This window comes from Rheinheimera baltica (genome assembly GCF_030731985.1).
GTDB classification, from domain to species: Bacteria; Pseudomonadota; Gammaproteobacteria; order Enterobacterales; family Alteromonadaceae; genus Alishewanella; species Alishewanella baltica.
In genome coordinates this window covers 312,574-339,427 of sequence record NZ_JAPJDY010000005.1, presented here as the reverse complement: position 1 = coordinate 339,427, position 26,854 = coordinate 312,574, and the positions used below count along the sequence as shown (strand labels likewise).

24 protein-coding genes are annotated in these 26,854 nt (G+C 45.8%); 19 read left to right on the top strand and 5 right to left on the bottom strand.

Annotation, left to right across the window (positions count from 1 at the left end; genetic code table 11):
• Nucleotides 1–2: 2 nt before the first annotated feature.
• On the top strand, nt 3–899 hold the full coding sequence (locus ORJ00_RS10970) for an alpha/beta fold hydrolase (RefSeq protein WP_305976851.1): 897 nt from the start codon (nt 3–5) through the stop codon (nt 897–899).
• Here ORJ00_RS10970 and ORJ00_RS10965 read toward each other — a convergent pair.
• Entirely contained in the window at nt 867–3,401 is a 2,535-nt protein-coding gene (locus ORJ00_RS10965; protein ID WP_306139849.1) for a PilZ domain-containing protein, read from the bottom strand. The two genes, ORJ00_RS10970 and ORJ00_RS10965, sit on opposite strands and share 33 nt — an antisense overlap.
• A gap of 119 nt (nt 3,402–3,520) precedes the next feature.
• On the opposite strand from ORJ00_RS10965, the gene radA reads away from it, so the two are divergent.
• The gene (gene radA / locus ORJ00_RS10960; protein WP_306139859.1) at nt 3,521–4,882 is read left to right on the top strand and encodes a DNA repair protein RadA; all 1,362 of its coding nucleotides are present in this window, start codon (nt 3,521–3,523) and stop codon (nt 4,880–4,882) included.
• A 100-nt stretch (nt 4,883–4,982) separates the two neighbouring features.
• On the opposite strand, the gene ORJ00_RS10955 is transcribed toward radA, so the two are convergent.
• Nucleotides 4,983–5,729, bottom strand: coding sequence for an outer membrane protein assembly factor BamD (locus tag ORJ00_RS10955; protein WP_027672057.1), 747 nt, complete (start codon nt 5,727–5,729; stop codon nt 4,983–4,985).
• A 123-nt stretch (nt 5,730–5,852) separates the two neighbouring features.
• On the opposite strand from ORJ00_RS10955, the gene rluD reads away from it, so the two are divergent.
• The 6 genes from rluD (at nt 5,853) to ORJ00_RS10925 (ending at nt 13,837) form a co-directional block, all read left to right on the top strand.
• Nucleotides 5,853–6,827 (top strand): 23S rRNA pseudouridine(1911/1915/1917) synthase RluD, encoded by a 975-nt coding sequence (rluD, locus tag ORJ00_RS10950; protein WP_305976853.1) that lies wholly within the window; start codon nt 5,853–5,855, stop codon nt 6,825–6,827.
• Between the two features lie 4 nt (nt 6,828–6,831).
• Nucleotides 6,832–7,572, top strand: a complete 741-nt coding sequence (pgeF, locus tag ORJ00_RS10945) for a peptidoglycan editing factor PgeF (protein ID WP_027672059.1) — start codon at nt 6,832–6,834, stop codon at nt 7,570–7,572.
• A 93-nt stretch (nt 7,573–7,665) separates the two neighbouring features.
• Nucleotides 7,666–10,245: an ATP-dependent chaperone ClpB gene (gene clpB, locus ORJ00_RS10940; protein ID WP_306139848.1), complete on the top strand. Its 2,580-nt coding sequence runs from the start codon at nt 7,666–7,668 to the stop codon at nt 10,243–10,245.
• A 127-nt stretch (nt 10,246–10,372) separates the two neighbouring features.
• Nucleotides 10,373–11,212, top strand: a complete 840-nt coding sequence (gene pssA, locus ORJ00_RS10935; RefSeq protein WP_306139847.1) for a CDP-diacylglycerol--serine O-phosphatidyltransferase — start codon at nt 10,373–10,375, stop codon at nt 11,210–11,212.
• Between the two features lie 315 nt (nt 11,213–11,527).
• Nucleotides 11,528–13,135 carry a glutamate--cysteine ligase gene (gshA, locus tag ORJ00_RS10930; RefSeq protein WP_306139846.1) on the top strand — a complete coding sequence of 536 codons (1,608 nt, stop codon included), beginning with the start codon at nt 11,528–11,530 and terminating at the stop codon, nt 13,133–13,135.
• 69 nt (nt 13,136–13,204) lie between these two features.
• Nucleotides 13,205–13,837: a transglycosylase SLT domain-containing protein gene (locus ORJ00_RS10925; protein ID WP_027672063.1), complete on the top strand. Its 633-nt coding sequence runs from the start codon at nt 13,205–13,207 to the stop codon at nt 13,835–13,837.
• A 45-nt stretch (nt 13,838–13,882) separates the two neighbouring features.
• On the opposite strand, the gene ORJ00_RS10920 is transcribed toward ORJ00_RS10925, so the two are convergent.
• Together ORJ00_RS10920 and ORJ00_RS10915 are read right to left on the bottom strand one after the other, a co-directional pair.
• The gene (locus ORJ00_RS10920; protein WP_477996714.1) at nt 13,883–15,178 is read right to left on the bottom strand and encodes an HlyC/CorC family transporter; all 1,296 of its coding nucleotides are present in this window, start codon (nt 15,176–15,178) and stop codon (nt 13,883–13,885) included.
• A 38-nt stretch (nt 15,179–15,216) separates the two neighbouring features.
• The gene (locus tag ORJ00_RS10915; protein ID WP_027672065.1) at nt 15,217–16,023 is read right to left on the bottom strand and encodes a cytochrome C assembly family protein; all 807 of its coding nucleotides are present in this window, start codon (nt 16,021–16,023) and stop codon (nt 15,217–15,219) included.
• Between the two features lie 149 nt (nt 16,024–16,172).
• On the opposite strand from ORJ00_RS10915, the gene ffh reads away from it, so the two are divergent.
• Complete coding sequence (gene ffh, locus ORJ00_RS10910; RefSeq protein ID WP_027672066.1) at nt 16,173–17,540, top strand: signal recognition particle protein; 1,368 nt, start codon at nt 16,173–16,175, stop codon at nt 17,538–17,540.
• Between the two features lie 44 nt (nt 17,541–17,584).
• Here the strand turns inward: ffh and ORJ00_RS10905 are convergent, their stop codons facing one another.
• A complete protein-coding gene (locus tag ORJ00_RS10905) occupies nt 17,585–18,910 on the bottom strand; it encodes an IS4 family transposase (protein WP_306139845.1) in 1,326 nt (441 codons plus the stop codon).
• Between the two features lie 211 nt (nt 18,911–19,121).
• On the opposite strand from ORJ00_RS10905, the gene ORJ00_RS10900 reads away from it, so the two are divergent.
• From ORJ00_RS10900 to tyrA, 10 genes are all read left to right on the top strand, one after another.
• On the top strand, nt 19,122–20,048 hold the full coding sequence (locus ORJ00_RS10900) for a GAF domain-containing protein (protein ID WP_306139843.1): 927 nt from the start codon (nt 19,122–19,124) through the stop codon (nt 20,046–20,048).
• 86 nt (nt 20,049–20,134) lie between these two features.
• Entirely contained in the window at nt 20,135–21,145 is a 1,011-nt protein-coding gene (locus ORJ00_RS10895; RefSeq protein ID WP_306139842.1) for a hypothetical protein, read from the top strand.
• Nucleotides 21,146–21,215: 70 nt separating this feature from the next.
• Nucleotides 21,216–21,629 carry an ACT domain-containing protein gene (locus ORJ00_RS10890; RefSeq protein ID WP_306139841.1) on the top strand — a complete coding sequence of 138 codons (414 nt, stop codon included), beginning with the start codon at nt 21,216–21,218 and terminating at the stop codon, nt 21,627–21,629.
• A 144-nt stretch (nt 21,630–21,773) separates the two neighbouring features.
• Nucleotides 21,774–22,025, top strand: a complete 252-nt coding sequence (gene rpsP / locus ORJ00_RS10885; RefSeq protein WP_027671544.1) for a 30S ribosomal protein S16 — start codon at nt 21,774–21,776, stop codon at nt 22,023–22,025.
• A gap of 29 nt (nt 22,026–22,054) precedes the next feature.
• A complete protein-coding gene (gene rimM, locus ORJ00_RS10880) occupies nt 22,055–22,582 on the top strand; it encodes a ribosome maturation factor RimM (RefSeq protein WP_027671545.1) in 528 nt (175 codons plus the stop codon).
• Nucleotides 22,582–23,370 (top strand): tRNA (guanosine(37)-N1)-methyltransferase TrmD, encoded by a 789-nt coding sequence (gene trmD / locus ORJ00_RS10875; protein WP_027671546.1) that lies wholly within the window; start codon nt 22,582–22,584, stop codon nt 23,368–23,370. Before rimM ends, trmD begins: the two co-directional genes overlap by 1 nt.
• Nucleotides 23,371–23,391: 21 nt before the next feature.
• Nucleotides 23,392–23,751, top strand: a complete 360-nt coding sequence (rplS, locus tag ORJ00_RS10870) for a 50S ribosomal protein L19 (protein ID WP_027671547.1) — start codon at nt 23,392–23,394, stop codon at nt 23,749–23,751.
• Between the two features lie 57 nt (nt 23,752–23,808).
• The gene (locus ORJ00_RS10865; protein ID WP_027671548.1) at nt 23,809–24,423 is read left to right on the top strand and encodes a DNA-J related domain-containing protein; all 615 of its coding nucleotides are present in this window, start codon (nt 23,809–23,811) and stop codon (nt 24,421–24,423) included.
• A gap of 233 nt (nt 24,424–24,656) precedes the next feature.
• Nucleotides 24,657–25,715: a 3-deoxy-7-phosphoheptulonate synthase gene (locus ORJ00_RS10860; RefSeq protein ID WP_306139840.1), complete on the top strand. Its 1,059-nt coding sequence runs from the start codon at nt 24,657–24,659 to the stop codon at nt 25,713–25,715.
• A gap of 1 nt (nt 25,716) precedes the next feature.
• Nucleotides 25,717–26,850 carry a bifunctional chorismate mutase/prephenate dehydrogenase gene (tyrA, locus tag ORJ00_RS10855; RefSeq protein WP_306139839.1) on the top strand — a complete coding sequence of 378 codons (1,134 nt, stop codon included), beginning with the start codon at nt 25,717–25,719 and terminating at the stop codon, nt 26,848–26,850.
• Nucleotides 26,851–26,854 lie beyond the last annotated feature (4 nt).

The window sequence follows — 26,854 nt, the reverse complement described above, 5'->3', positions numbered from 1 at the left end:
GCATGAAGCATCAGCAAAGTTCGCATTATTTGGATTTAGGCTCATATCAACTGCATGTGCGCCGATTATTGCCGTTTCAACCGGCAAACGCTCCTGCGTTAATGTTGCATGGCGCCATTGAGAACGGCCGTATATTTTATAGTGCTTCGGGTAAGGGGCTAGGCAGCTACCTTGCCGACAATGGCTTTATGGTATATTGCCCGGATTTTGCTGGCAGGGGGTTGTCTAAACCTCATGTATCTGAAGGGTTTACGCAAAGCCAACAGCAAATGATCACCCAAGACATTCCTGCGCTTATTAACTATGTATTTGCGTTACATCAGCAACCTGTGGTGTTAGTGGCACACTCTTGGGGCGGTGTATTAGCCGCGGCGTGTTTAGCGCGATTTCCTGAGCTGGCTGCAAAAGTTGCTGTTAAAGTGTGTTTTGGCAGTAAACGGGTAATCAGCGTACAAAGCCTTGAACGAAAACTGAAGATTGACCTGGTATGGAATATCATTGCTCCTTGGCTCGGTCGCAAATATGGTTATTTCCCGGCCCGTAAATGGCGAATGGGTAATGATGATGAGCCCTACCAATTTTTACAGGATACCGTGTGTTGGATTAAAGGCGATAGCTATCAAGACATTAGTGATCATTTTGATTATGCGCACGCCAGTAAACAACTGAATTGGCCACCAGTTTGGCACTTTGCCGCCCAGAATGATCGATTATTGGGGCATCCTGACGATGTGAAAGCATTTATTGCTGAAACCTCGCAGCAAGCACGCTTTACCTTGCTAGCAAAAGATGCCGGCTATTTGCAAGATTATGACCATATTTCTATGCTAACGCATCCAAATGCGGTTGATGATCACTTTGTAGAGTTACGCGACTGGTTGCTGCAATTGAGCCAGTAAAGTCAGTTTGCGTTGGTCGTGGTTTTGAATTAAATCTGTCTTTGCGCCGAAGCGCCAAGGTAATTCGGATGAAATATCAATTGCATCAATTACGCCAGCGACACTCCAGAGTTCTTCTTCTAACTGTTTTGCTTTGTGAAGCGCGTACGCACTAATGTAGCTTAATTCTGGCGCGATAAAGTCAGTGTCAGGCCTGCCTGTACGCGACAATTGTAGTTTGTAGCAAAACAGCACATTGTGTTGCAGCGCATTAAGTACATATTCTTGCTTAGCTTGTTCAGAACTAAACTCGTAATCATAACGGCATTGCAGATTGGGTTTATCCGTTGCAGTTAAGCGACTAACGGTGATCAAAAGTTCGCTAGGTTTGGGATTATCAAACCGCTTCATTTGCTTCAATTGCTGAGCGAACTGCAGGCTGGTGGCATGATTTTGTAATATCAGACATACATCAAGTTTTGCCGGGTCTTTACTGTAAATGCTAAGCAAGGTGTGCAAACTGTTGCCTGTGCTACCTTTAGCGATAGTATCAATTTCGTAGCGAATACCTTTTCTGTGTACATAAAGTGCAAAATGGTGTTGTGAATTTAAATATAAATTACGTAGTGCAACATTTAAACCAGGGTATTTAGGACTTTCCTCAGCAAGTGTCAGCTTGGCTCGATTGTTTTGTATCAATTGCTGAAAAAATAATCTTCCTACATGTGGTTCTGTGCCTTCAGCTGCGCGTAAGTTCATAATTGTGCGACTTTTGCTAACGGCCATTACCTCGTATGGCAAAGCCTGCAGTTCATATTTACTGCTAATCTTCTGCATGTCAGGCAAATTTAGTAGCAGTAAATCACCTTTTTGAAATCTAACCGGTAAAACCGTTTCTAATTGAAACCCTTTTGACGAAAAGTCACGGCTATGTCCATTTAATTCAGCTTGATTTTCGTTGTCACTGATCGTAACTGCGGTTTTATATAGGTAGCGAGACTCCGACCGCAAGTTGACGTATTGCACTGCAACAGCCTCACAGGGCGGCTGACTTGCAAGTTTCTTATGGCCAAATTGTGCCAGTAGCTTGAGTTTTTGCTGATCAACAGGATAAGTTTGATACCAAAAAGTATTGTCACTGCCAGTGATATCCGTCAGGTTAACGATATAGCGTATATCCTGAATAAAGTTTTTAATCAGGCTACTCAGTCCTGTCTCAGTTTTTGCCTGCGTTTGTTCCGGTATGGTCGACGGAATTTCAGCCTGTGCAGCGTTAGTACGTAATAAGCTTAGATGAAACACCCGCCAGCTAGGTTTGCTGGAACCAAAGCCAAGAAATAGCTCCTTTAATGCTTCGGATTCAGAGAGTTCCTCACGCGTGGCTGAATAGTAAAATAACTTACCTTTCACCGCGTGAGTAAAGCTATATAGGGTCGTCGACATTTCCAATGACGTTTGTTGTAATAAACGCTTAAGTCGTTTTACATGACAGATACTGATAAACACTGCTTGATGTTGTTCATCAAGAAAGTACTGCCATACCGCTTTGTTATAGTCAGTGGTTAGTGCGCAAATGGGCACTGGTTGGCTATTTTTTACCGCAATAAAAACCGGTAATGTATTCGTTTTGGGTAAGTAAAACTGTTCATAACCTTTGCTCAGCATGCTTTGACTAACGTTATCAAGATTAACTTTATAACGTCTTTTGTTCGCATTGATAAAGTTTTGCAGAAATTCGACAAACTGTTGTTCGTTTTCATTTTGCTGCCGCTGCAAGCGCCAATACGTATTGTTACTTTGTTGATCGATATCGACAACTTTATAAGACACGCCATCGGCTAAACCAAGCACAAATTCTTGCTCTAGCCCGGTAAAATGGACTTTAACAATACTACCAATGACGCCTTTAATCGGTTGCTGTAACTTTATCTTACTGCCTGATACGGATAGGTCTGTTGTACTGGCGCGCACCCGCTTGGCACTATTGTCTAGCTCAAGCTCTATATCGATACTGTAATGCATACGCTCATCACGTCGGGCATTATAGTTGCCAAAGTGAATGATGGTCGCGTAGTTTGCGTCACTGCGTTCTTCGTTGTCTGGCAGTGGTGACAGCTTGGCAGTATTAGTTTGTAACGCATCGCGAACACGGTCTTCTGTTTGTTTACGATGCATTACTCGAAAATTGTTCTCGGTATTTAGTACTTCTTCATATAAACCCAGCGTAAAACTGCCATATTGTTTTAAGCCTGCTTCAAATACCTTAACCGCATTCTCATCCATGTAATGGGTTTTACCCATATAATCGTACGGCTTTACATCACCATCTACATGACCACGTAAATCAATGAAATAATTGCATGGTTGTGCCATGCGTTTCAGTTCCATTTTCAATAGGAATTGTTTTGATTTAGGCAGGTCTGACGTCAATAAACTAAATACCTGATCAAAGTCTGCTGAGTTAAGCAAACTTTTCATCCGGTCTATAACGCCGATATATTGTTGTAAATCTGCTGCTGTCATAATTCAGTCAGGTTAAATGCCAAAATACCGGCATCTTAGGGTTATAATCTGTAGTACGCTACGTTGTTACAAATTGAAAAGCAATATCCATGCCTTTCATTTGGTCTGAGAAAATAAATATGGCAAAAGTGAAAACAGCTTATGTTTGCAGCGACTGTGGCGCAGATTTTGTGCGTTGGCAAGGCCAGTGCACAGAATGTGGTGCATGGAATACGGTCAGTGAAGTCAGGTTGGGAAGCGGTAACAGTAAAAATAGCCGTTTAGAGGGGTACGCTGGGGCGGCGGTAGCCAAAGTCATGCGGCTAGATGAAGTTGACTTGCAAGAAGTGCCGCGTTTTAGTAGCGGCTTTGTTGAGTTTGACCGTGTATTGGGCGGGGGGATTGTACCAGGGTCTGCCATTTTGATTGGTGGTCATCCAGGCGCGGGTAAAAGTACTTTATTGTTGCAAATAATGTGCGGTTTGGCGCAGCAAGGTAATGCGCTTTATGTGACCGGTGAAGAGTCGTTACAGCAAGTGGCTATGCGGGCGCAGCGTTTGGGCTTGCCAACCAATGCGCTTAAAATGTTAGCAGAAACCAACGTTGAAACCATTTCTCATCTTGCGCAGCAGGAAAAACCACGCATTATTGTTATCGACTCTATTCAGGTAATGCATTTGGCCGATATTCAGTCTGCACCGGGCAGTGTGTCACAGGTGCGTGAAAGTGCTGCCTTTTTAACCCGTTTCGCCAAGCAGCATAACATAGCCATTATTATGGTGGGCCATGTTACGAAGGACGGCTCTTTGGCAGGCCCTAAAGTGTTGGAGCATTGTATTGACTGCTCGGTCATGCTTGATGGCGACAGTGACAATCGCTACCGCACCTTACGCGGAAATAAAAACCGTTTTGGGCCAGTAAACGAGCTGGGTGTTTTTGCCATGACTGGACAAGGTATGAAAGAGGTTAAGAATCCTTCTGCCATTTTCCTGACGCGTGGTAAGGAAGATCAGTCTGGCAGTATTGTTATGGTGCTTTGGGAAGGCACCCGCCCCCTATTGGTAGAGATACAGGGTTTGGTTGACTATTCCCCCCTAAACAATCCGCGTCGCGTCACGTTGGGGATGGAGCAAAACCGAATTTCAATGTTGCTGGCGGTAATGCATCGTCATGCGGGTATCCAAATGGCAGATCAAGACGTTTTTGTGAATGTGGTTGGCGGCGTTAAAGTAAATGAAACCAGCGCAGATTTAGCTACCTTACTGGCGCTAGTGTCTAGTTTTCGTGATAAAGCGCTACCAAATGACTTAGTTGTATTTGGTGAAGTAGGGCTTGCTGGTGAAATTAGACCTGTTCCCAGTGGACAGGAGCGTTTGCGAGAAGCGGCCAAGCATGGGTTTAAACGAGCAATAGTGCCGGCAGCGAATTGTCCAAAAGACCCCATCGTTGGTATGGAAGTTATTGCCGTCAGCAAGTTAGCTGAGGCGCTGGAAGCTATTTAGTCAATCAAATAACGATTATCCTTCAACGTTCTGGTTTTATTGTAATCATTGCTTGCAACAGTGCTAAAACAAACAACCCCGCAAAGGCGGGGTTGTTTTATCAGAAGGTGTTATTCTGCGGGAAGTTAAGTTTAAGTACTTGATAGGTATCTTCTTTAAGCTTGGTTAGCCCCAGTTTGTCATAGCTTTCTACCATAACTTCCAAAGCTTGCTCTACCAGTACAGAGTCTCGATAAAACTCTACAATATACTTACCGCGGTTGGCTGCAGCCAGGTAGGCTCCTCGGCGCATATAATAGTCCGCAATAAGCAGTTCATGCTGAGCAAGAGTATCTTTTATACTTAGCATGCGTTTTTTAGCTTCAGCCGCATATTTGCTTTGCGGGAAGCTTGAAATCATAATTTTAAAATCGTCAAACGCTTGGCGTGTGCTGGCTAAATCGCGGTCAGCCCGATTAATACCCATAGCGTCATGTAACGCATTTTCATCAGCTTGTAAGTTACTCAATCCCCGCATGTAATACACATAATCCAATTCAGGATGATTCGGGTTCAAACGAATAAAACGGTCAATACTGGCAAGGGCTTTTTGCACGTCACCCGCTTTGTAATAGGCGTAAATCAAATCTAATTGTATTTGGCGGGCTAAAGGGCCAAATGGATAGCGATTTTCAACCGCAGAGAGCATTTCGATTGCTCTGTTATATAACCCTTTATCTAGCACTTCCTTTGCTTGTTGATACATGGTTTGTGCTGTTTGTGTGCTATTAGGCACGTCTTTTGGCTTGCCAGCGCAAGCTGTTAACGTTAACGCCAGCATTGAAATCAGTAAAAAATTTGCTTTCATTTAAAAATCCGTTACTACTTGAGCTAAATGGCTGTCTAGTCTGACGTAAAATCGCTAAAATACATCTTATTGCGATTCTACCCCAGACCTGCCGGGGTTGCACACAGGATAACTGCTTCCGTTATGACAAAACAGCTAAAACTTTCAGAAATTGTACCAGACCATCTTTTTGGTAAACGCTTAGATCAGGTTCTGGCAGAAATGTTCCCCGATTATTCGCGATCTCGCATAAAAGAGTGGATTTTAGCCGACGCAGTGAAAATTAGTGGCGAAGTACACAATAAACCGCGGGAAAAAATGCTTGGCGGTGAACAGATTGATATTTTGGCTGAATTGCCTGAAGACGAGCGTTTTGAAGCTGAAGCAATTGACCTGAATATTGTCTACGAAGATGAACATATCCTGGTTATCAATAAACCTGCCGGTTTAGTGGTTCACCCTGGCGCGGGCAACTCAGATGGCACTTTGCTAAATGCGTTGTTGCACCATTGCCCGGGTATTGGCGAAGTGCCGCGTGCCGGTATAATTCACCGCTTAGACAAAGATACAACCGGCTTAATGGTAGTGGCGAAAACTATTCCTGCCCAGACCCATTTGGTTGAAGCAATGCAAGCACGTGAAATTACCCGCGAGTATGAGGCCGTATGTCATGGTGCCATGACCGGTGGTGGCACAATTGATGAACCTATTGGCCGACACCCAACCAAACGCACGCACATGGCGGTAAGCCAGTCGGGTAAACCGGCCACTACACATTTTCGGGTGATGGAAAAATACCGGGCCCATACCCGGCTGCGGTTACGCCTGGAAACTGGCCGCACGCACCAAATTCGTGTACATATGACCTTTGTTAACCATCCATTGGTTGGCGATCCGGTATATGCAGGTCGGCCCCGTCCGCCGCGCAAAGCAGATGAACATTTACTTACGGTATTGCGCAATTTTAAGCGCCAGGCATTACATGCCGCTATGTTACGTTTAGCTCATCCTATTACATGCGAAATATTAGAGTGGCATGCGCCAATTCCTGATGACATGGTGCAGTTAAATGCTGCGTTGCGAGCCGACACTGAAGAGCATGGCTTAGACTACGTATAAAGTGATGACTAACCGCGCCGCGTTACTCATTCCTGACTGGCCTGCACCACAACATGTGCGTGCAGTGTGCAGCACCCGTGATGGTGGTTGCTCCACTGGTGTGTATAGCAGCCTCAATTTGGGTGAGCACGTTGCCGATATAGCCAGTGATGTTGCGCAAAACCGCTTGCGGTATCAGCAACTTGCATGCATGCCGTCTGCTCCAGTTTGGTTAAATCAGGTGCATGGTACTGATGTGATAAGGCTATCACATAACAGTGTGTCGGGGCTGAGCGCAGATGCCAGTGTTACCTCGGTAAAAGGCATAGTGAGTACCGTAATGACAGCAGACTGTTTACCACTTTTGCTATGTGATGTTGATGGTACTCAGGTGGCTGCTGTGCATGCTGGTTGGCGGGGTTTATGCCATGGCGTGATTGAAAAAACCGTAGCACATTTTAGTCAGCCGGTTAACGTGCTAGCCTATTTGGGGCCAGCTATCGGTGCTACTGCTTTTGAAGTGGGGGATGAGGTTAGAGCCGCTTTTACTGCACATTCCGCCCAAGCTGAACTGGCGTTTATAGCAAAAGCAAACCGAAAGTGGCTGGCAGATATCTATTTGTTGGCAAGGCAACGTTTAGTGCAATGTGGAGTGACACAGATTTTTGGTGGTCACTACTGTACCTATGAGCAATCAGAACTATTTTTTTCCTATCGTCGTGACGGACAAACAGGCCGGATGGCTAGTGCAATCTGGCTAGACTGATCTAAGTCAATTTTTTGACGTTTTTATGCTTGAATTTCCAGCAATAGCACCCAATCTTATGACATAACAGTGTTGTGCTTGTAGGAGCCATAAATGCGACTAGATAAATTTACCAGTAAGTTTCAAGAGGCTATTGCCGATGCGCAGTCACTGGCGCTTGGCCGGGATCAGCAGTTTATTGAACCGGTACATCTGATGTTTGCGTTGCTAAACCAGGAGGGCGGCACTGTTCGAGAGCTGTTAAATCGTCTTGCTGTTAATTTTAACGAGCTACGTTCAAAGGTTAGCCAAGTCATTGATCGTTTACCTCGGGTTGAGGGCGATGCCGCAAACCTACAGTTATCTTCTGCTACTGCGCAGTTACTGCAGCAATGCGACAAATTGGCGCAAAAACGCAAAGATCAGTTTATCTCCAGTGAGTTGTTTGTGCAGGCAGCCACTGAAGATAAGTCTGATTTGGGTAAAATTCTGCGTTTAATTGGCGTGACTAAAGAAAATGTAACGGCAGCAATAGAACATATGCGAGCAGGTCAAAAAGTTGATGACGTTAATGCTGAAGATTCCAGACAAGCACTCACCAAATATACGGTAGATTTAACAGCGCGCGCAGAGGCGGGTAAGTTAGATCCGGTGATTGGTCGGGATGAAGAGATCCGCCGCTGTATACAGGTTTTACAACGTCGAACTAAGAACAACCCTGTGCTAATTGGTGAGCCCGGTGTCGGAAAAACGGCCATTGTCGAAGGGCTGGCGCTACGTATTCTTAATAAAGAAGTGCCTGAGGGATTAAAAAACAAGCGGGTGTTGTCGCTGGATATGGGCTCGTTGTTAGCTGGCGCCAAGTACCGTGGTGAATTTGAGGAGCGGTTAAAAGCTGTGCTTAATGAACTGGCCAAAGAAGAAGGGCAGGTCATTCTGTTTATTGATGAAATTCATACCATGGTGGGCGCAGGTAAAGCTGAAGGCGCCATGGATGCGGGCAATATGTTAAAGCCTGCGCTGGCCCGTGGTGAACTACATTGTCTTGGTGCCACAACGCTGGACGAATACCGAAAATATATTGAAAAAGACGCTGCACTTGAGCGACGTTTTCAAAAAGTGTTGGTGGAAGAGCCCAGTGTTGAAGACACCATTGCCATACTGCGCGGTTTAAAAGAGCGTTATGAGTTACACCATGCAGTAGAAATCACCGATCCGGCAATTGTTGCGGCGGCCACCTTGTCGCATCGTTATGTGTCTGATAGGCAGCTACCAGATAAAGCTATTGATTTAATTGACGAAGCTGCTTCCAGTATTCGTATGCAAATGGACTCTAAACCGGAAGAACTAGATCGGTTAGAGCGGCGCATTATTCAGTTAAAACTCGAAGATAATGCTTTGGCTAAAGAGACCGACGACGCAACGAAAAAGCGCCGTGACATGATCCAGGAACAAATTCGCGAACTTGATAGTAAATACAATGAGTTGGACGAAGTTTGGGAGTCAGAGAAGGCTGCATTGCAAGGCACACAAAACATTAAAACCGAGCTGGAGCAGGCGCGTTTGGACTTAGAGGTGGCACGCCGTGCCAGCGACTTGCAGCGTATGTCTGAGCTACAATATGGTCGTATTCCTGAATTGGAGAAAAAACTCGACTTAGCGTCTCAAGCTGAAATGCATGACAACACCTTACTGCGTAACAAAGTGACCGAGCAGGAAATTGCTGATGTGTTGTCCAAAGCTACCGGCATTCCTGTGAGTAAAATGCTTGAAGGTGAACGTGACAAGTTACTACGAATGGAACTAGCACTGCACGAAAAAGTTATCGGCCAGGATGAGGCGGTTGCTGCTGTTGCTAATGCCATTCGACGCTCCCGCGCCGGCCTTTCAGATCCTAATAAACCGATAGGCTCGTTTTTATTTTTAGGCCCTACCGGGGTGGGTAAAACGGAGCTTACTAAATCACTGGCGCAGTTTCTATTTGATAGCCCTGATGCCATGGTCCGCATTGATATGTCAGAGTTTATGGAAAAGCATGCCGTATCTCGCTTAGTGGGAGCGCCACCGGGATATGTTGGTTACGAAGAAGGTGGCTATTTAACTGAAGCAGTGCGGCGTAAACCCTATTCCGTGGTGCTGTTGGATGAAGTGGAAAAAGCCCATCCGGATGTGTTTAATATCTTGCTACAAGTGTTGGACGATGGCCGGTTGACAGATGGTCAAGGCCGTACTGTCGATTTTAAAAACAGCGTTATTATTATGACGTCCAACCTGGGATCCGATCTTATTCAAGAGCATTATCGTGAGTACAGTTATGAGCAAATGAAAACGATGCTGATGGAGGTACTTACCAAGCAGTTTCGTCCGGAGTTTATCAATCGGCTGGACGAAACGGTAGTATTCCATCCATTGGATAACACGCAAATACGCAGTATTGCTAAGATCCAACTTGCGCGATTAGAGCAGCGGCTGGTAGAACGGCAATATAAATTTAATATTACAGATCTGGCATTGGATAAATTAGCCGACGTTGGCTTTGATCCACTTTATGGCGCAAGGCCATTAAAACGGGCTATACAGCAATATCTGGAAAACCCTTTGGCGCAGGCGTTGCTGCAAGGTGACGTCATGCCCGGTAGCACGATTGTTTTAGACCACAATGGTACTGAGTTTTTGGTAAGTAGCCATGTTTAAACCATGAAAGTGTGTTTGCCTCTGCCTTATAAGTGACCGTCCAGACGGTCACTTTTGCCATTAGGCTATCCATGTTAAGGTATGTCACTTATAATCATTCGTAATTCCATAACGCAGAAGTTGCTATATGACTGAGTCAAAGACTAATGACACCGCCCCACGTAAGGGCATTTTTCTGTTACCCAATTTGCTAACTACAGGGGGCTTGTTTTCCGGGTTTTATGCCATAGTCGCGTCGATGAACGGGCACTTTGAGGCCGCCGCTGTGGCTATTTTTGTCGCAATGATTTTTGATGGCTTAGATGGCCGTGTGGCTCGTTTAACCAACACGCAAAGTGAGTTTGGTGCTCAGTACGATAGTATGTCTGACATGCTGTCTTTTGGCATGGCCCCTGCGCTTGTCGCCTATAATTGGGGTTTGGCAGAATATGGCAAGTTTGGTTGGCTGGCTGCTTTTGTCTATGTGGCTTGCGCTGCACTGCGTTTGGCACGTTTTAATGCAAATTTAGGTGTTACAGACGGTCGCTTCTTTCAAGGTTTAGCTAGCCCCGCTGCAGCGGCCATTGTTGCAGGTATGGTGTGGACCGGCAGTACCTATGAAATTAATGGTGGTAATATTGGGTATTTGGTCGGGTTACTCACTATCATAACGGGTTTACTGATGGTCAGTAATTTCCGCTATAACTCGTTTAAAGATTTGAACTGGCGCGACCGTGTGTCATTTCTGACGATTCTGTTAGTGGTACTGGTATTTGTGGTTATTGCCGCGCGTCCTGCAGAAATGTTGTTTGGTATATTCTTTATTTACGCCTGTTCAGGGCCAATTACTACAATCCGCAGCGTGCGTAAGTTAAAACTCGAACATGTCGTAGGGGATTCAGATGATGCCGAGTTGGACGAGTCAGAAAAAACACCTACAGAGAATGCTGCAGCTGAGCCTTTAAAGCCAGAGGATAATAAATCCTAAAAATGGTCGTTGGTTACAAAAAACTCCGCTTTGGCGGAGTTTTTTGTAACCACACTTTTCAATAATGCGGCCGGTTTCATTGCGTGTGGTTAACCTGTTCGTTTGTCAGTTGGCGCTATAACCACTTTAGTGCTCGGTAGGTGACAAAATCATTATTTGCAGTAAGCATTCAGGCAAGTTAACGTATTGAGACATTAAATGCTTAACTTGTATTGTGATACTGTTGAAATTAATTGGCTAAATTCAACCTTAGTCTTGAGTTTTGTTTTCGCGCCCCAATTTCAACACAGACATTTACCTTATTAAGGAATTACCTTGGGCTCAACTTTACAACAACGCCTGGCTGTGCTTAATTCAGCGCAACATAAGCAAGCAATAGTTGGCATTAAGCACGGTATTGAACGCGAGACGTTGCGGGTAAAAGCCGATGGTAAACTTGCACTGACACCCCATGCTAAGCAATTAGGTGCGGCTTTAACGCACCCCTGGATAACAACTGACTTTTCCGAGTCCCTTCTTGAGTTTATTACACCTGCCAGTGACAAAATTGACACTACCTTAGCCCAACTGGCCGATATTCATCGTTTTGCAATTAATAATATTGATGACGAGCAATTTTGGGCAGGCAGTATGCCGTGTTTTATTAAAGAGCAAACGCAAATACCCTTTGCTCAGTACGGTAGCTCTAATGTTGGGCAGATGAAAACCTTGTATCGTAAAGGGTTACATAACCGCTATGGCAGTATGATGCAGGCGATAAGTGGCGTGCACTTTAATTTTTCATTTCCCAAAGTATTTTGGCAGCATTATCAGCAACAGCTGGAGCAGTCTGGTGAATTACAGAACTTTATTTCATCACAGTATTTATCGTTGATCCGCAATTATAAGCGCTATGTTTGGCTAATTGTTTATTTGTTTGGCGCCTCGCCGGCAATGTGTAAATCATTTTTAGAGGGGCGATCAAGCCGCTATAACTTTGCAGAGTTAGGTAAGGGGACAGTGTACTTACCTTATGCAACCTCTTTACGTATGAGTGATTTAGGCTATACCAACAGTGCACAATCCAGCCTTAATATTACTTACAATAATTTAGAGGAATATATTGCGGGTTTGCATTCCGCTATTAGTATGCCATCGGAAGAATACCGCAATATTGGTGTTAAGGTAGACGGTGAATATCAGCAACTAAACGCCAATGTCTTGCAGATTGAGAATGAATTTTACTCCACTATCAGGCCTAAACGGACTACTGAATCTGGCGAGCGGCCAACCTGTGCGCTAGCAAAGCGTGGTGTTGAATATATTGAAGTACGGGCTTTGGATGTAAATCCTTTTAGCCCCATTGGCATTAGTGCCGAGCAAATGTACTTTTTAGATGTGTTTTTACTGTACTGTTTGTTGCAGGACAGTCCGGAATTATCTGCTGCAGAGCAAGCGATAACTGAGCAGAATTTAAAGAAAGTGGTTACGGACGGCCGGCGCAATAATTTAGAGATTATGCAAAACGGCCAACCCAGATTAATGCTTGATTGGGCAGAAGAGTTGTTTGCCGATATGATGCCGGTAGCGCACTATCTTGATAGTGCGCACAACGTTAATGACTATTCTGCGGCATTAAAACAGTTTTATTTATGTTTATTAGACCCCGCTCATACACTGTCGGGCCAGGTGTTAAACCAATTGCTGGCGAAACAGCAAGATAATGGTCATTTTATGTTGCAACTGTCTGCACAATATAAACAGCAGTTATCGCAAGAGAGCTACCTGTTTTATAGTGAGCAGCAGTTTATTGAGGCAGCGACACAATCTTTAGCGCAACAATACCAAATTGAGCAGCAAGATGACGTGAGTTTCGAGCAATATATTTCTCAATACTTTGCTGAAGTGCCTGAATGCGACAATAAAAAATCGGCTACCGAGTAGGTAGCCGTAATTGGTATCCAGGGAGAATAAAACTTGGTTGCGTCCATTCACCTTGTTAGAATCAGGTGTATGAAAAAAGTTCAATTAGCATTCAAAACTACGTTAGTAGTGGTTATCTCATCGACCTTGTTGGCTGGTTGCGCTACACCACCGCCGAAAAATACCTCCAACCTGTGTGACATCTTTTTAGAACACCGCGACTGGTATAATGCAGCATCCGATATGCGTGATAAGTGGGGCGTGCCTATCCATGTTCCTATGAGCATGATGTACCAGGAAAGCAGCTTTAAACATAATGCCCAGCCACCAATGCGCTGGTTTTTGGGTTTCATTCCTTATGGTCGTGCAAGCTCAGCTTATGGCTATTCACAGGCTAAAACCGTTACCTGGGATGAATATGTTAAAGAGGCAAACCGGTTTTGGGCCAGTCGCGATAACTTTGATGATGCCATTGATTTTATGGGCTGGTATATCAGCAAGAGCCAGCGTATAAATGGTGTGTCGAAATGGGATGCTTACGCCCAATATCTTAATTATCACGAAGGATGGGGTGGTTATAAACGCGGTACCTATCGAAACAAGGCCTGGTTAGTTCAAGTGGCCAAAAAGGTTGATAGTCGGGCAAAAGACTATGCTTCGCAATTAAAAACATGTGAAGAAGATTTGCAAAGAGGCTGGTTGTGGCGCATGTTTTTTAGCTAAATTAGCGCATAAAAAAACCGGCAGAGCCGGTTTTTTACCATCGATTTAATCTTTCTTCAGGTGCGCCAATAACCGTACGCTTTTAATCATATTATCTTGTACATCTATTACTTCCATTGGATAGCCAGATAACCGAATACTAAGGTTGCCCTGAGGTATTTCTTCAAGATATTCCAGGATTAAGCCATTAAGTGTTTTGGGACCATCGGTGGGTAGTTCAAGATGCATTTCACGGTTTAAATCGCGTAAGTTAATACTGCCGTCTATCAGATAAGAGCCATCAGGCTGCGGTTTAATATCTTCGTTGCTGTCTTCTGCGATATCCGTGGTAAATTCACCCACCACTTCCTCCAAAATGTCTGCCAGTGTCACCAGCCCCTGTATATCGCCGTATTCGTCGACAACCAAACCTATACGCTCTTTAGTGCGCTGAAATTTCATCAGTTGGGTATTAAGCGGTGTTCCTTCCGGAATGAAGTAAATTTCGCTAACCGCGCGCATTAACGTCGATTTAGTCAACTGTTCTTTCAACAGTAAACGCATAAGTTCCCGAGGGTGCACAAAGCCGATGGCGTCATCAACGCTGTCACGGTAAAGCAAAATACGGCTGTACTGCACGTTAGCCAGTTGGCGTTCTATGTCTTTCCAATCGTCATTTATATCAATACCGACAATTTCATTGCGCGGCACCATAATATCTTCAACGGTGGCGTTTTCTAAATCCAATACGCCTACCAACATACTTTGGTGCTGCTCAGGGATTAACGCCCCTGCCTCATGCACAACTGTACGTAATTCTTCAGCACTTAAGCTATTGCCTTGATGTTTTTCCGGGCTAATTCCCATTACCGCGAGGATGCCATTAGTAATGAAGTTCACCAGCCATACCAATGGGTAGAATATTTTTAGCAGTGGTTTTAACAATGCTGAGCTTGGAAACGCCACGCGTTCGGGGTGCAATGCTGCGATAGTTTTAGGCGTAACTTCAGCAAATACTAGCACGACCATTGTCAGCGCGACCGTCGCGATGGCAATACCAACGTCGCCATATAAGCGCATGCCAATAATAGTTGCTATAGCCGAGGCGGCGATATTAACCAGATTATTGCCAATAAGAATAAGGCCAATTAAGCGATCAGGCCGTTTTAACAGGTCGCTGACCCGAATAGCGCCCTTATGATTCTCGTTTGTTAAATGCTTTAAACGATAAGGGTTAACAGACATCATGCCTGTTTCTGATCCTGAGAAATAGGCAGAGATGAATAGAAGTACGCCTAAAATAATAAACAGCGTACTCGTCGATATGTCGTCCAAGAGTAAATTACCTGTATTGCCAAACACCTGTACTTGATATTACGAAGTGTCTGTTGAGTCAAGGGTTAAAGTGTATTAAGCAGCACTTCGCGGACAAAACGGCTGCCAAAATAGCCTAGTGTTAACAAGGTGGCACCGCTGATGGTTAAAATATTGGCTGTTTTACCGCGCCAACCTTTACGGGCATGCCCCCAGCACAGTACAGAAAATACTATGAAGCCGAGTAAGCTAAACACATTTTTATGCAAATTTTCTCGTGCAAGCCAGTTATCCATAAACAGTGCCGCTACCAATAGCGCCAAACCCAGCAATACGGTGCCGGCCAACAACAGACGAAACTGCAAAACTTCAGCTTGAACAAGCGGCGGCATATGGCGTGTCATTGCTGCAAAATCTTTTTGTTTTAATTTATTGTTGATATAGCTCACTTGAAACGAATACAGCATCGCCATAATCAGAATGGCGTAAGCAATGAACGCCAGTAATATATGTACCAGCAAGCCAATATTCTGCTCAAAATGCTGTAACTGGATACTGTGTGGTAACGTTAGTACTGCTAGCTGCACCAGCGCAGCAAAGCCATACACCACCGGTAATAGTAAAATTGTTGGCGTGCGAAGTGCTGTTAACGTTACAGCCATAGTAATAAGCCAACACACCAGGGAGCTGACATTTAGCAGGCTAAAATTTTGACCCTGATCGGTAAATAACATGCCAGCCAGTACCAGCATATGCAGAACCAAACCGGCTACTGCAGCGCTAAAGGTGGTTTTGAAGTGTGGTCCCTGCGGATGAAATATGCGCAACAACACTGAACCGGTGGCAACCAGATATGCAATTAAAGCCAGTGCAGTTAGCAACGCCGTGGACATCTGTGGTATTTCCTTTCATTTCGATGACTTGATATTGTATTGCAACTTTCACCATATGCCCAGCGCTGTAGTCAACAGTTTCTTAACGGCTGCTTATGGCGGCAGTCTTTGATATAATCGATTACATTATCGCAGCTGAGTGCAAAATCATGTTTGAAAACCTTTCTGATCGTTTAAGTGCCACGTTAAAAAACATTACCGGCCGCGGGCGATTAACTGAAGACAATATTAAAGATACCCTGCGCGAAGTGCGTATGGCATTACTAGAAGCCGATGTGGCACTGCCAGTAGTGCGGGATTTTGTTGCTACCGTTAAAGAGCGTTCTGTCGGGCTTGAAGTCAGTAAAAGCTTAACACCAGGGCAGGAGTTTCTAAAAATTGTCCGTAAAGCCTTAGAAGAGGCCATGGGCGACGCAAATGAAGAACTGGCATTAAATACACAGCCACCTGCTGTAGTTATGATGGCAGGCTTACAAGGTGCCGGTAAGACGACCTCTGTAGGAAAACTGGCCAAGTTTTTAACTGAACGGAAAAAGAAAAAAGTATTAGTGGTGTCAGCGGACGTTTACCGCCCTGCGGCAATTAAACAGTTGGAAACGCTAGCTAAAGATATTGGTGTTGAGTTTTTCCCCAGCGATATTTCGCAAAAGCCAGTTGATATTGTTAACGCGGCTATTGCTCATGCGCGCACGCGCATTTTTGATGTGCTGTTGGTTGATACCGCCGGTCGTCTTCACGTTGACAGTGAGATGATGGACGAAATTAAAGCTTTGCATAGCGCAGTAAAACCCATTGAGACGCTGTTTGTTGTTGACGCAATGACCGGCCAGGATGCAGCCAACACAGCTAAAGCCTTTAATGATGCTCTGCCACTGACGGGCGTTATTTTAACCAAGGCCGATGGTGACGCGCGCGGTGGTGCGGCGTTGTCAATCCGGCATATTACGGGTAAGCCAATCAAATTTATTGGTACCGGTGAAAAAACGGATGCATTAGAGCCGTTTCATCCCGACCGCATAGCTTCCCGTATTTTAGGTATGGGCGATGTGCTGAGCCTGATTGAAGAGCTTGAGCAGAAAGTCGATAAAGACAAAGCCGCCAAAATGGCGCAAAAAATGATGAAGGGTAAAGGCTTTTCACTAGAAGACTTTCGTGAACAGCTGGTGCAAATGCGTGGTATGGGCGGCATGATGTCTATGATGGACAAGCTGCCGGGCATGAAAAACTTACCTGCCGGTGCCATGAACCAAATGGGCGATAAGCAGTTTGTGAAAATGGAAGCCATTATCAATTCAATGACGCCAAAAGAGCGAGAATTTCCAGACTTACTAAAAGGCTCGCGTAAAAAACGTATCGCCGCAGGTTCTGGCACACAGGTGCAGGATATTAATCAGCTGCTGAAACAATTTACCCAGATGCAAAAGATGATGAAGCAGATGTCAGGTAAAGGCGGCTTAATGAAGATGATGCGTGGCATGGGCGGAAAGCTTCCTCCCGGTATGCTACCACCGCGCTAAGGCGTTAGTTTGATCCGAAAAACCGGCTTTATGCCTAATGCCGTTCACTTAAGGTGAGCGGCATTTTTACTTTTAGCCACCGGGTAGCGATTTTTCGATACCTTTAGCGTCCTTGGATAACTGCGTTCTCGCTTTCCTTCAAGCTTGAATTGACTGGCATTTTTTTCTATTTCCAAGATGAATCCGGGCACATTACCCGGCGCATAAATTGGCATCAGAGTGAGCTTGTGGATGATGTGCGATGAGGCATCTCTAAAGCTCAGTTGGTTTGGGAATACCCTTTTAAGGGACTTGGCCATCAATACCATTTTGTATCGAATTAAATTGTAAGCGAGCAACACCCCCCATAGCTCCTGCCGGATAAGCTCTGGCAGGTTGCTACGTAACGTAAACCGGCTTGCCAACAGATGCTGTTTCATTTCACGGTAGCCCATTTCAATTTCCCAGCGATGACCATAAAGGTCCACAATCTCGGCGGCAGGATAAGCCATAGGGTCTAGCATGGACGTGAGTATCCTTACCTCTTTTCCTTTGATTTGCTTAGTCAGCAGTCGTGCTTCGAGGGTCAGGGGTAACTCAGGTCGCTTCTTTCTGGCCTGCGGTGTGGTTGTCAGACGGATGAGTTTATCGTGTCGGCCAAGACTTTTGATTTCTTCATACTGTACGTTCTTTTTCAGTGGCAATAACCAATGTGTATTGGTGCCTTTTTGCTGCCAGTCATGCAGCAACCCCAGCGAGTAAAAACCTTTATCGAACAGAGTCAGGCTATTATCCGGTAAACGCGTTGTGAGCTCAGCGGCCAGGTTCATCTCACTTTCACACACACTGTCAAATGCGCTATCGAGGATTAAATGACTGCTAAGCTCCATCAGGCAAACCATGCGTACCTGAGGGTAACCAGCTTCACTGGCCTTATTCGCCGTCCTGGCAAACTCGGTACTGTTTTCTTGGCTATCTGGTGTACGCCATACCACGCCATCAACGCCAAACAGATTCAGTGCGCACCAGTGGGGATGTTCCGCCCGCTCATGCCACGTCTTTGCTGACAGGTGAAATACATCGCGAACCACAGCACTGCCTAATTTCTTTCTGGCTTGGGTCACGGCACTGCGTGCGACGTAATCCACGTCCTGCGGCAACACAATATCCAACTTATTAATTAACTGACGTACCGATTCAGTGCGAAAGAGCGACATCCCTATCACCGCCCAAATCATGGCATCCATGGGGAGTTTGCGTTTGCGCAAGGTGGCAACGCCGTTGGAAGCCAGGCAAGACTGGATAATATCGGGTTCCAGAACATCGGACAGCGATGCAAATTCGGTAAGGCGGTTGATTGACGTGCGTGCTAATGCTTCTGACAGTTCCATAAAAAAATCCGATGGCTTAATGGCTCATCGGATTCTTACATCTACACAGGATCGGTCAACCGATCAGGAAAATATTTCTTAACTGATCGGCATTAGGCTTTATGCCGGTTTTTTTGTCAGCAATATCTCACAGCAACTGGCGACTTTTACTCTGGTTCGCTTAGCGCGATAAGCGTATGTTAACTACATGTAAGACCACGGAGGGTTTTGTATGCAGGCAACACTGAGCCAGCTTTTACACATTCACCAAATAATTGACCCAATCGACGATATAATTTCACTGTGTCAGCGCAGCTGCGAGCTGCTAGCACAGGTGCTGCACCTGCCAGATCAGGTGTTATATCTTAATAACACCAACAATCAGTTACAACAAGTTGCAGCGGCCGGAGCCAAGTTTGCCCCTGGCACGGGCGTGTTGTCACCACTTTGCCTGGCGCATGCCGAGGGGGTTGTCGGTCAGGCAGCTTTGCACGCGCGCAGTTTGTGCATTACTGATACCAGACTTATACCCAACTATGTTTGTGACGACGCCAGCCGCTCGGCTGAGCTTAGTGTGCCCATTGTGTATCAGGGCGAAATAATAGGCGTACTTGATGCTGAACATGCCCAAGCGGGTTTTTTCGGACAGGCTCAGCAGCAATTCACCGAAGCATTCGCTGCCATTCTTGGGCCACGGCTTGCTAACTTAATTGTCCGCCCACGTATGACAAGCCGCCAGCCGTTTTTTAGCGCTGGCTCGCGTGGTGAGCAACAACACTCAATAGTCGCTGAAAACTGGCTTACGCAGGCGGAGTTCAATAGTACTTTACTGCAGGCATTAAAGCATTTCTACACCCATAGGCGTTGGCAGAGGTTGCCCTTACAACGCCTGGCTTTACTGCAGCAAACTAAGGCAAATACTGCTTTAGCGCAGGGCGCATTGAAGCATCAGCTGGTTGAAGCGATCGCAGTTATGCGTCAACACACTGCAACGGCGTTGTGGGGAAATATCTTACATGCGCGTTACATAGACAAGCAGGACCAATTATCGTTAGCGGACCAGCAGTATATGGCATTTAGTACGCTGCGCCGCCATCAGCAGCTGGCCCAGCAACATTTGCTGCAGCAGTTATGGCAGATGGAACTGTTGTCGCGTTAATTTAAATGAGCACTTTGTTAGCATTTTGTTTGGCCTGGCTTGGTTAAACTGAGCTTGAGTAGACAAATCGCAACAAGGAGGCTCAGATGAAACTGCTTTTAATCGCTACAACATTAACTACCATTGGACTGACTTTGCCGTTACAAGCTGCCCAATACGATTTACCCTTTAAAGGGCAACATTTTGCCGACACAGAAAAAGTGTTTACCCGTGATCATGCTGTAACTACGTCGCAGGAGTATGGCTATGACTTTGGAGGTCGCCGCTACGACTTTGACAATTCACGCTGGACATCGGTAACCACTACACTCGATGCCTACAACGCCAGCCCTACCAACAATAAATACATGATTTACAACAAACCGCTGCACGCAATGCGCGCGGGTAAAGTGGTGGGATGTTGGCGCAATGCACCGGAAAACCCAAGGCCAAAATTGTCAGGGGATTCAGAACTTACTCGCCCATGGCTGCATGCTAATTTTAAGTCCGGTTTAATACCCGGTGGTGGCAACATGTTGTGGGTTGAGCATGACGATGGCACTCGTATGTTATATGCACACATGATACCCGGAAGTATAAGCTCGCGGCTTTGCCCTCACAGTGACAATCTGTTCCCTGCTCCTAAGGGCAGCAATAGTGAGTTTATCTATGTCGGCGTAGAGCCTGCGCAACAGGCTATGATCAGCAAGGGCCAATATCTTGGCCGGGTCGGTAATAGTGGCAGTTCAACTGGGCCACATCTGCATGTACATTTGCAAAATAGCAGTGGTGTTGGCCAGCCAATAGTATTTAACCGCGGTATTGCCACAGTGCCTTATAATACTAAACCTTATGGCGATAGCTGGAAGAGTTTCGCAGGCAGTACTATTCCGCAGGGGAGCCAGCTGATTTGGGCTCCCAGAACGGTAACCACACGTTATGCGCGGCACGCAGTTAAAAGTGAGGCCTATCAGGGGGTGTTTCAGCATCTGGCAGATTCTGGCTTTAAACCAAGCTGGCTGGATGGTTATAATGTCAGTGGCAGTGTGTTTTACAATATGGTGTGGCAACCGTCTAATCTGGCAACGCTTTGTCGCAATCTGGGCCAAGTAACCTAAGTTGAATGGCAGCGCTGGTTTTGGCTTGCGCTGTCTGTTATTTCAGATGACTGATTATTGATGAGAATTTATGATAGCAACTAGTACACAACACGTTATTGCACAAAGTGACTTTTACCTTGAGCCTGAGCTTTTTTATGTTGTGCAGGTAAGTAAGGTGAACACGCCAGGCCTTCACCGATTGGTGTGCCAGGATGAAAAAGAAACAACAGTGATAACCACCGAAGCGGGTCTGGCTGATCTTGATGTGATTGCCCGTAATAAAGAGCAGTGGAACCTATTCGTGATTAACTGCGCCAACCCGTTCTACTGTGTCGGCTTCTTAACCGCCATTTCTACCGCCATGACAAATGCAGGCGTGGATATTTTGCTCACATCTACTTTTAGCCGTGATTTGGTATTTGTGCCGCAACAACATAGTGCCCAGGCAACAGAGTTGCTGCTACAGTTGGGGTTTCGCCAGCAACAAACCATTCCGGCATAGTTGCAGCACCTAAGCCAAAACAGGGCTAAAGCCGCGAAATACCTTGCAATTGCGCTCTAAATCAGTAAAATGCTGCAGCCCTTCAGTCTGACTGGAGGTGTTGTTATTTTTTATAAAACCTGAACGATAAAATTAGAGGGCCTTATGGTAACTATTCGTTTACAACGTGGTGGCGCGAAAAAGCGTCCATTTTACCAAGTTGTGGTAGCGGACAGCCGTTTTGCTCGTGATGGCCGCTTTATTGAGCGCGTGGGTTTCTTTAACCCAATCGCTGGCGGTACTGAAGAGAAACTGCGTCTGGACCTGGATCGCGTTAATCACTGGGTAGCACAAGGTGCTTCACTGAGTGATCGCGTTGCAAATCTGGTAAAAACTGCTGAGAAAGCATCTGCTTAATTAGCAAAAGGTCGTGTGGAGTAGTCAGCTTGAGTGAGAAAGATTTAGTCGTTCTTGGCAAATTTGGTGCAGTTTATGGCATCAATGGCTGGCTGAAAGTTAATGCTTACACCGACTTCCCGGAAGGGATTTTTGATTACACACCCTGGCAAGTTAACTATCAGGGTAACTGGCAACCAATGCAGGTTTCCAGCTGGAAGCGCCATGGTAATGGCCTGATAGCGAAACTGGACGGCGTCAATGATCGTGATCTGGCACAGCGTTATGTTAATGCTGATATTGCCGTAGCAAGCCACGCACTGCCTTCGTTAGAAGACGGTGATTATTACTGGAAAGACCTGATGGGCCTGGCAGTAATAAACGTAGCAGGTTACCACTTAGGTGAAGTGACCGACATGATGGAAACTGGCTCTAACGACGTTCTCGTGGTTAAGGCTAATCGTACCGATGCATTTGGTCAGAAAGAAAGGTTGTTGCCGTTTTTAGTTGATACTGTAATTAAAAGCGTCGATTTAACCGAGCGTCGCATTATCGTAGACTGGGACCCGGCGTTTTAATGCCTGAGAACAATAAGTTGTGGATTGGCGTAGTATCGTTATTTCCGCAGATGTTTGAAGCAATAACGCAATATGGGGTAACCGGCCGGGCTGTAAAGCAAGGTATTATACAGTTGCAATGCTGGAATCCGCGGGATTACGCCACGGACAAGCATCGCACCGTTGATGACCGGCCTTATGGTGGTGGCCCAGGTATGCTGATGATGGTGCAGCCGCTAAGTGACGCAATACGCGCTGCTAAGCAAGCTGCAGGTGAGGGTGTTCACACGGTGTATTTGTCGCCGCAAGGCCGCAAGCTAGACCAGCAAGGTGTCACTGAACTGGCGCAACGTTCTAAGCTATTGTTAGTAGCTGGCCGTTATGAAGGCATTGATGAGCGCGTAATAGAAAGCGAAATTGACGAAGAATGGTCAATTGGTGATTACGTGTTAAGTGGCGGTGAATTGCCGGCGATGACACTGATAGATTCAGTTTCTCGTTTAGTACCTGGTGTACTTGGGCATGACCAATCAGCAGAGCAGGATTCATTTGCATCCGGTTTGCTTGATTGTCCGCACTATACAAGGCCTGAAGTGTTATCAGACAAACAGGTGCCATCAGTATTACTGAGTGGTAACCATGAAAATATACGACGCTGGCGTTTAAAGCAGTCTCTTGGGAGAACCTGGCTTAGACGACCGGATATGTTAAATTTCCTGGCTCTGACTGAGGAGCAACGACGGTTACTGGCTGAGTTCCAACGTGAACATCAGCAAGAGTGCCGGACGGGGCAGCAAGAAGACAGTTAATCCAGGTAAAGTGAGATTGTTATGAGCAAAGTTAGCCAAAACATTATCAAAATGCTTGAAGATGAGCAGTTAAAGCAAGACGTTCCAGCGTTCGCGCCGGGCGATACTGTTGTCGTTCAAGTAAAAGTAACTGAAGGTGATAAAACGCGTCTGCAAGCTTTTGAAGGCGTAGTTATCGCAAAACGTAACCGTGGTCTGCACTCTGCATTCACAGTACGTAAAATCTCTAATGGCGAAGGTGTTGAGCGTGTATTCCAGACGCACAGCCCAATGGTAGATAGTATCACTGTTAAACGTCGTGGTGCTGTTCGCCGTGCTAAGCTTTACTACTTACGCGATCGTTCAGGTAAATCAGCGCGTATCCGCGAAAAGCTTAACTAAGCTACTGTTTAAAGGCCGACTCTTGTCGGCCTTTTTTCTTTGTGGCATGGTATTGCTATGACCACACAGCCCGCTCCCTTAGCCGAACCCATTCTTAGCCTGCTTGAAGGCCAGTTACTTAGTATAATTCTGGCGTATACCCCTGCGGATCATGTAATCGAAGAGCATTACTTGCTACGGCGATTAGGTCTAAAATTACAAACTGAGATGGCCGTTAGTGAAGATCTCGCGCGATTTCAGCAACACTTTGTGTTGTACCATTTGTTATATCGCATTCAACGGCAGTTGCTTGCACAGCAGCAGGGTTTTCTAAATATAGGCCTGGCCAAAGTGCAATTTTTAGCCATTACACAGGCACCTCAACAGCATAGCGATATTGGCCGGCGCGACTATTATCTGGACTGGTACAATTTCTACAGCATGACAGAGCAATTACTTGAGCAGCAACTAGAGGCGTTTTGGCAGTATGTCGATACACGGCAGACGACATTAAATAATGTGCCTGAGCAGCATGCTCGCAGCCTGCTTGACCTACCAAAAGATTTTAGCCTTATACAGTTAAAGAAAGCCTATCGGGTTAAAGCCTTACTGCTACATCCCGACCGTGGAGGCGATCAGCAGCAATTTATTCTGTTACGACAGGCTTATCAGCAACTTTTGCTGCTTTTTTAGGCTTTATGTGTAAGTTAAATTGTACAGTTTTCAGTATTGAAAATTAATTGCTCACATCTTGATTTTATTGGCTTAGACTGGGTTGACGCTTAAGGCTTGTATCTTTACTATGTGCAAACTGTATTTAATTAAATACGTGTTGTATTTATAAGTTTACACTTTAGCGCAGCTTAGCAAGGTCAGCGTTTTTACCTATGCTTTATAGCTACAGCACGGCATTGTGGAGTTTAAGCATGAGTATGAAAGTTGATGATTTACGTATTGTGGCGGAAAAGCCGTTAAGTCCGCCGGCAGTGTTAAAAAAAGTCCTGCCGTTGTCAGAGCAAGGCGCAGAGTTTGTGCAGCGGGCGAGAAATGACATCGCTAACATTGTGCATGGCCGGGATAAGCGGTTATTGATAGTAACTGGCCCGTGTTCTATTCATGATCCCGTTGCGGCCATTGAGTATGCACAAAGGCTAAAACAGTTACAGGTTGAGTATGCCGATAGTCTGTACATAGTGATGCGGGTATATTTTGAAAAACCACGCACTACGGTAGGCTGGAAAGGCTTTATTAATGATCCACATTTGGACGACTCGTTCGATTTGGAAACCGGCTTAACCTGGGGGCGTGAGCTATTGCTAAAAATGGTAGAGATGGAATTACCTACCGCCACCGAAGCGCTGGATCCAATAAGCCCCCAGTATCTATCAGACTTAATTAGTTGGTCAGCTATCGGCGCGCGCACGGTGGAATCGCAAACCCATCGAGAGATGGCCAGTGGATTATCAATGCCGGTAGGTTTTAAAAATGGTACTGATGGCAACTTAAATATTGCATTAAATGCCCTGCAATCTGCAGCCAGTGGTCATAGCTTTATTGGTATTAATCAGCGCGGTGAAGTCAGTCTGGTGCAAACTGCGGGTAATCCGGATGGTCATATTATTCTGCGCGGTGGTGCAAAACCGAACTACGACGAGCATAGTATTGGCGAAGCCCTGGCCAAGTTGGACAAACTAAAACTACCGCGCGGCATCGTCGTTGATTGTAGCCACGGCAACTCTAACAAAGACCATAACCGCCAGGGCGAAGTCGCTCACAATGTGCTGGCGCAGCGTCTGGCCGGCAATGATGCCATTATAGGCATTATGCTGGAAAGCCATCTTCATGCTGGTCGCCAGGACCTGGTTGATGGTAAAGCAGATAAGTATGGCGTGTCCGTTACCGATGCATGTATCGATTGGGATGCAACGGCAAAGCTGCTGGCAAGTTTGCACCAGCAAATGCAACCGGCGGTAGCGGCGGCGTAATATGATAAAGCTCGAAGCACAGCAAGCACTTGCACCTTTACGTGAGCAAATTGACAGTATAGATAGCCAGTTGGTTGCCTTGCTGGCGAAGCGAGCCAAGGTTACTGCTCAAGTTGGTAAAATAAAGCAGCAGTATGCGCTACCGGTGTATGTGCCGGAGCGTGAACAAGCGCTATTAACTGCGCGGCGAGAGCAAGCCGAAGCGCTGGGCGTTTCGGCTGATTTAACTGAAGACGTGTTGCGACGCGTTATGCGCGAGTCATACCAAACGCAAGAAAGTGGTTTTGTTTGCTGCAAAGACGGTGGCGGCAAAGTGGTCGTTGTTGGTGGTGCTGGTGCATTAGGTGCTCGCTTTGTCAGTTTGTTTCGGCGCTCTGGCTATGAGGTTGTTGTGTTGGAACAGCAAGATTGGCCAAATGCGGAATCGCTTTGTTCAAATGCCGTATTGGTATTGATGGCGGTCCCTATTACGCTGACCGTGCAGCTGATTAATAAGTTGCCTGTGCTTGGGGCTAACTGTGTTCTGGCAGATTTAACCAGTATTAAAGCTGAACCGTTGCAGGCGATGCAGGTTAAACACCATGGGCCGGTGCTAGGCTTGCACCCTATGTTTGGCCCTGACATTACCAATTTGGTGAAGCAAGTCGTTGTGGTATGTCATGGTAATCAGGTGGAAGGTTATCAGTGGCTATTACAACAATTAACGGTATGGGGCGCCGAACTTACTGAAAAAACAGCTGCAGAGCATGATAGGGCAATGCAACTTATTCAGGCGATGCGACATTTTTCGTCGTTGGTTTACGGCGTGCATTTGGCTGATGAAAATGCTGACTTAAATGAATTGCTGCAGCTAAGCTCACCAATATACCGGCTGGAACTGGCAATGGTTGGACGTTTGTTTGCCCAAAATGCTGAATTGTATGCAGATATAATGTTGTCCTCCTGTGATGTCGCGACTTTGCTTGAGCGTTACCAGCAGCGCTTTAGCGAGTTACTTGAATTGCTCAAACACAAAGATAAAGCGGGTTTAATGGCGCAGTTTGGTAAAGGGCAGCAGTTCTTTGGACAGCTAGCCGGGCAATTTTTGCACGAGAGTAAGCAATTACTGCAAAAAGCTGCCGATAGCCGCAGTTAAATTT

What these genes read in the sequence shown, in the direction of transcription:
- ORJ00_RS10970 (WP_305976851.1), top strand. Translation starts at nt 3, where the DNA reads ATGAAGCATCAGCAAAGTTCGCATTATTTGGATTTAGGCTCATATCAA.
- ORJ00_RS10965 (WP_306139849.1), bottom strand. Translation starts at nt 3,401, where the DNA reads ATGACAGCAGCAGATTTACAACAATATATCGGCGTTATAGACCGGATG.
- radA (WP_306139859.1), top strand. Translation starts at nt 3,521, where the DNA reads ATGGCAAAAGTGAAAACAGCTTATGTTTGCAGCGACTGTGGCGCAGAT.
- ORJ00_RS10955 (WP_027672057.1), bottom strand. Translation starts at nt 5,729, where the DNA reads ATGAAAGCAAATTTTTTACTGATTTCAATGCTGGCGTTAACGTTAACA.
- rluD (WP_305976853.1), top strand. Translation starts at nt 5,853, where the DNA reads ATGACAAAACAGCTAAAACTTTCAGAAATTGTACCAGACCATCTTTTT.
- pgeF (WP_027672059.1), top strand. Translation starts at nt 6,832, where the DNA reads ATGACTAACCGCGCCGCGTTACTCATTCCTGACTGGCCTGCACCACAA.
- clpB (WP_306139848.1), top strand. Translation starts at nt 7,666, where the DNA reads ATGCGACTAGATAAATTTACCAGTAAGTTTCAAGAGGCTATTGCCGAT.
- pssA (WP_306139847.1), top strand. Translation starts at nt 10,373, where the DNA reads ATGACTGAGTCAAAGACTAATGACACCGCCCCACGTAAGGGCATTTTT.
- ORJ00_RS10925 (WP_027672063.1), top strand. Translation starts at nt 13,205, where the DNA reads ATGAAAAAAGTTCAATTAGCATTCAAAACTACGTTAGTAGTGGTTATC.
- ORJ00_RS10915 (WP_027672065.1), bottom strand. Translation starts at nt 16,023, where the DNA reads ATGTCCACGGCGTTGCTAACTGCACTGGCTTTAATTGCATATCTGGTT.
- ffh (WP_027672066.1), top strand. Translation starts at nt 16,173, where the DNA reads ATGTTTGAAAACCTTTCTGATCGTTTAAGTGCCACGTTAAAAAACATT.
- ORJ00_RS10905 (WP_306139845.1), bottom strand. Translation starts at nt 18,910, where the DNA reads ATGGAACTGTCAGAAGCATTAGCACGCACGTCAATCAACCGCCTTACC.
- ORJ00_RS10900 (WP_306139843.1), top strand. Translation starts at nt 19,122, where the DNA reads ATGCAGGCAACACTGAGCCAGCTTTTACACATTCACCAAATAATTGAC.
- ORJ00_RS10895 (WP_306139842.1), top strand. Translation starts at nt 20,135, where the DNA reads ATGAAACTGCTTTTAATCGCTACAACATTAACTACCATTGGACTGACT.
- ORJ00_RS10890 (WP_306139841.1), top strand. Translation starts at nt 21,216, where the DNA reads ATGATAGCAACTAGTACACAACACGTTATTGCACAAAGTGACTTTTAC.
- rpsP (WP_027671544.1), top strand. Translation starts at nt 21,774, where the DNA reads ATGGTAACTATTCGTTTACAACGTGGTGGCGCGAAAAAGCGTCCATTT.
- trmD (WP_027671546.1), top strand. Translation starts at nt 22,582, where the DNA reads ATGCCTGAGAACAATAAGTTGTGGATTGGCGTAGTATCGTTATTTCCG.
- rplS (WP_027671547.1), top strand. Translation starts at nt 23,392, where the DNA reads ATGAGCAAAGTTAGCCAAAACATTATCAAAATGCTTGAAGATGAGCAG.
- ORJ00_RS10865 (WP_027671548.1), top strand. Translation starts at nt 23,809, where the DNA reads ATGACCACACAGCCCGCTCCCTTAGCCGAACCCATTCTTAGCCTGCTT.
- ORJ00_RS10860 (WP_306139840.1), top strand. Translation starts at nt 24,657, where the DNA reads ATGAGTATGAAAGTTGATGATTTACGTATTGTGGCGGAAAAGCCGTTA.
- tyrA (WP_306139839.1), top strand. Translation starts at nt 25,717, where the DNA reads ATGATAAAGCTCGAAGCACAGCAAGCACTTGCACCTTTACGTGAGCAA.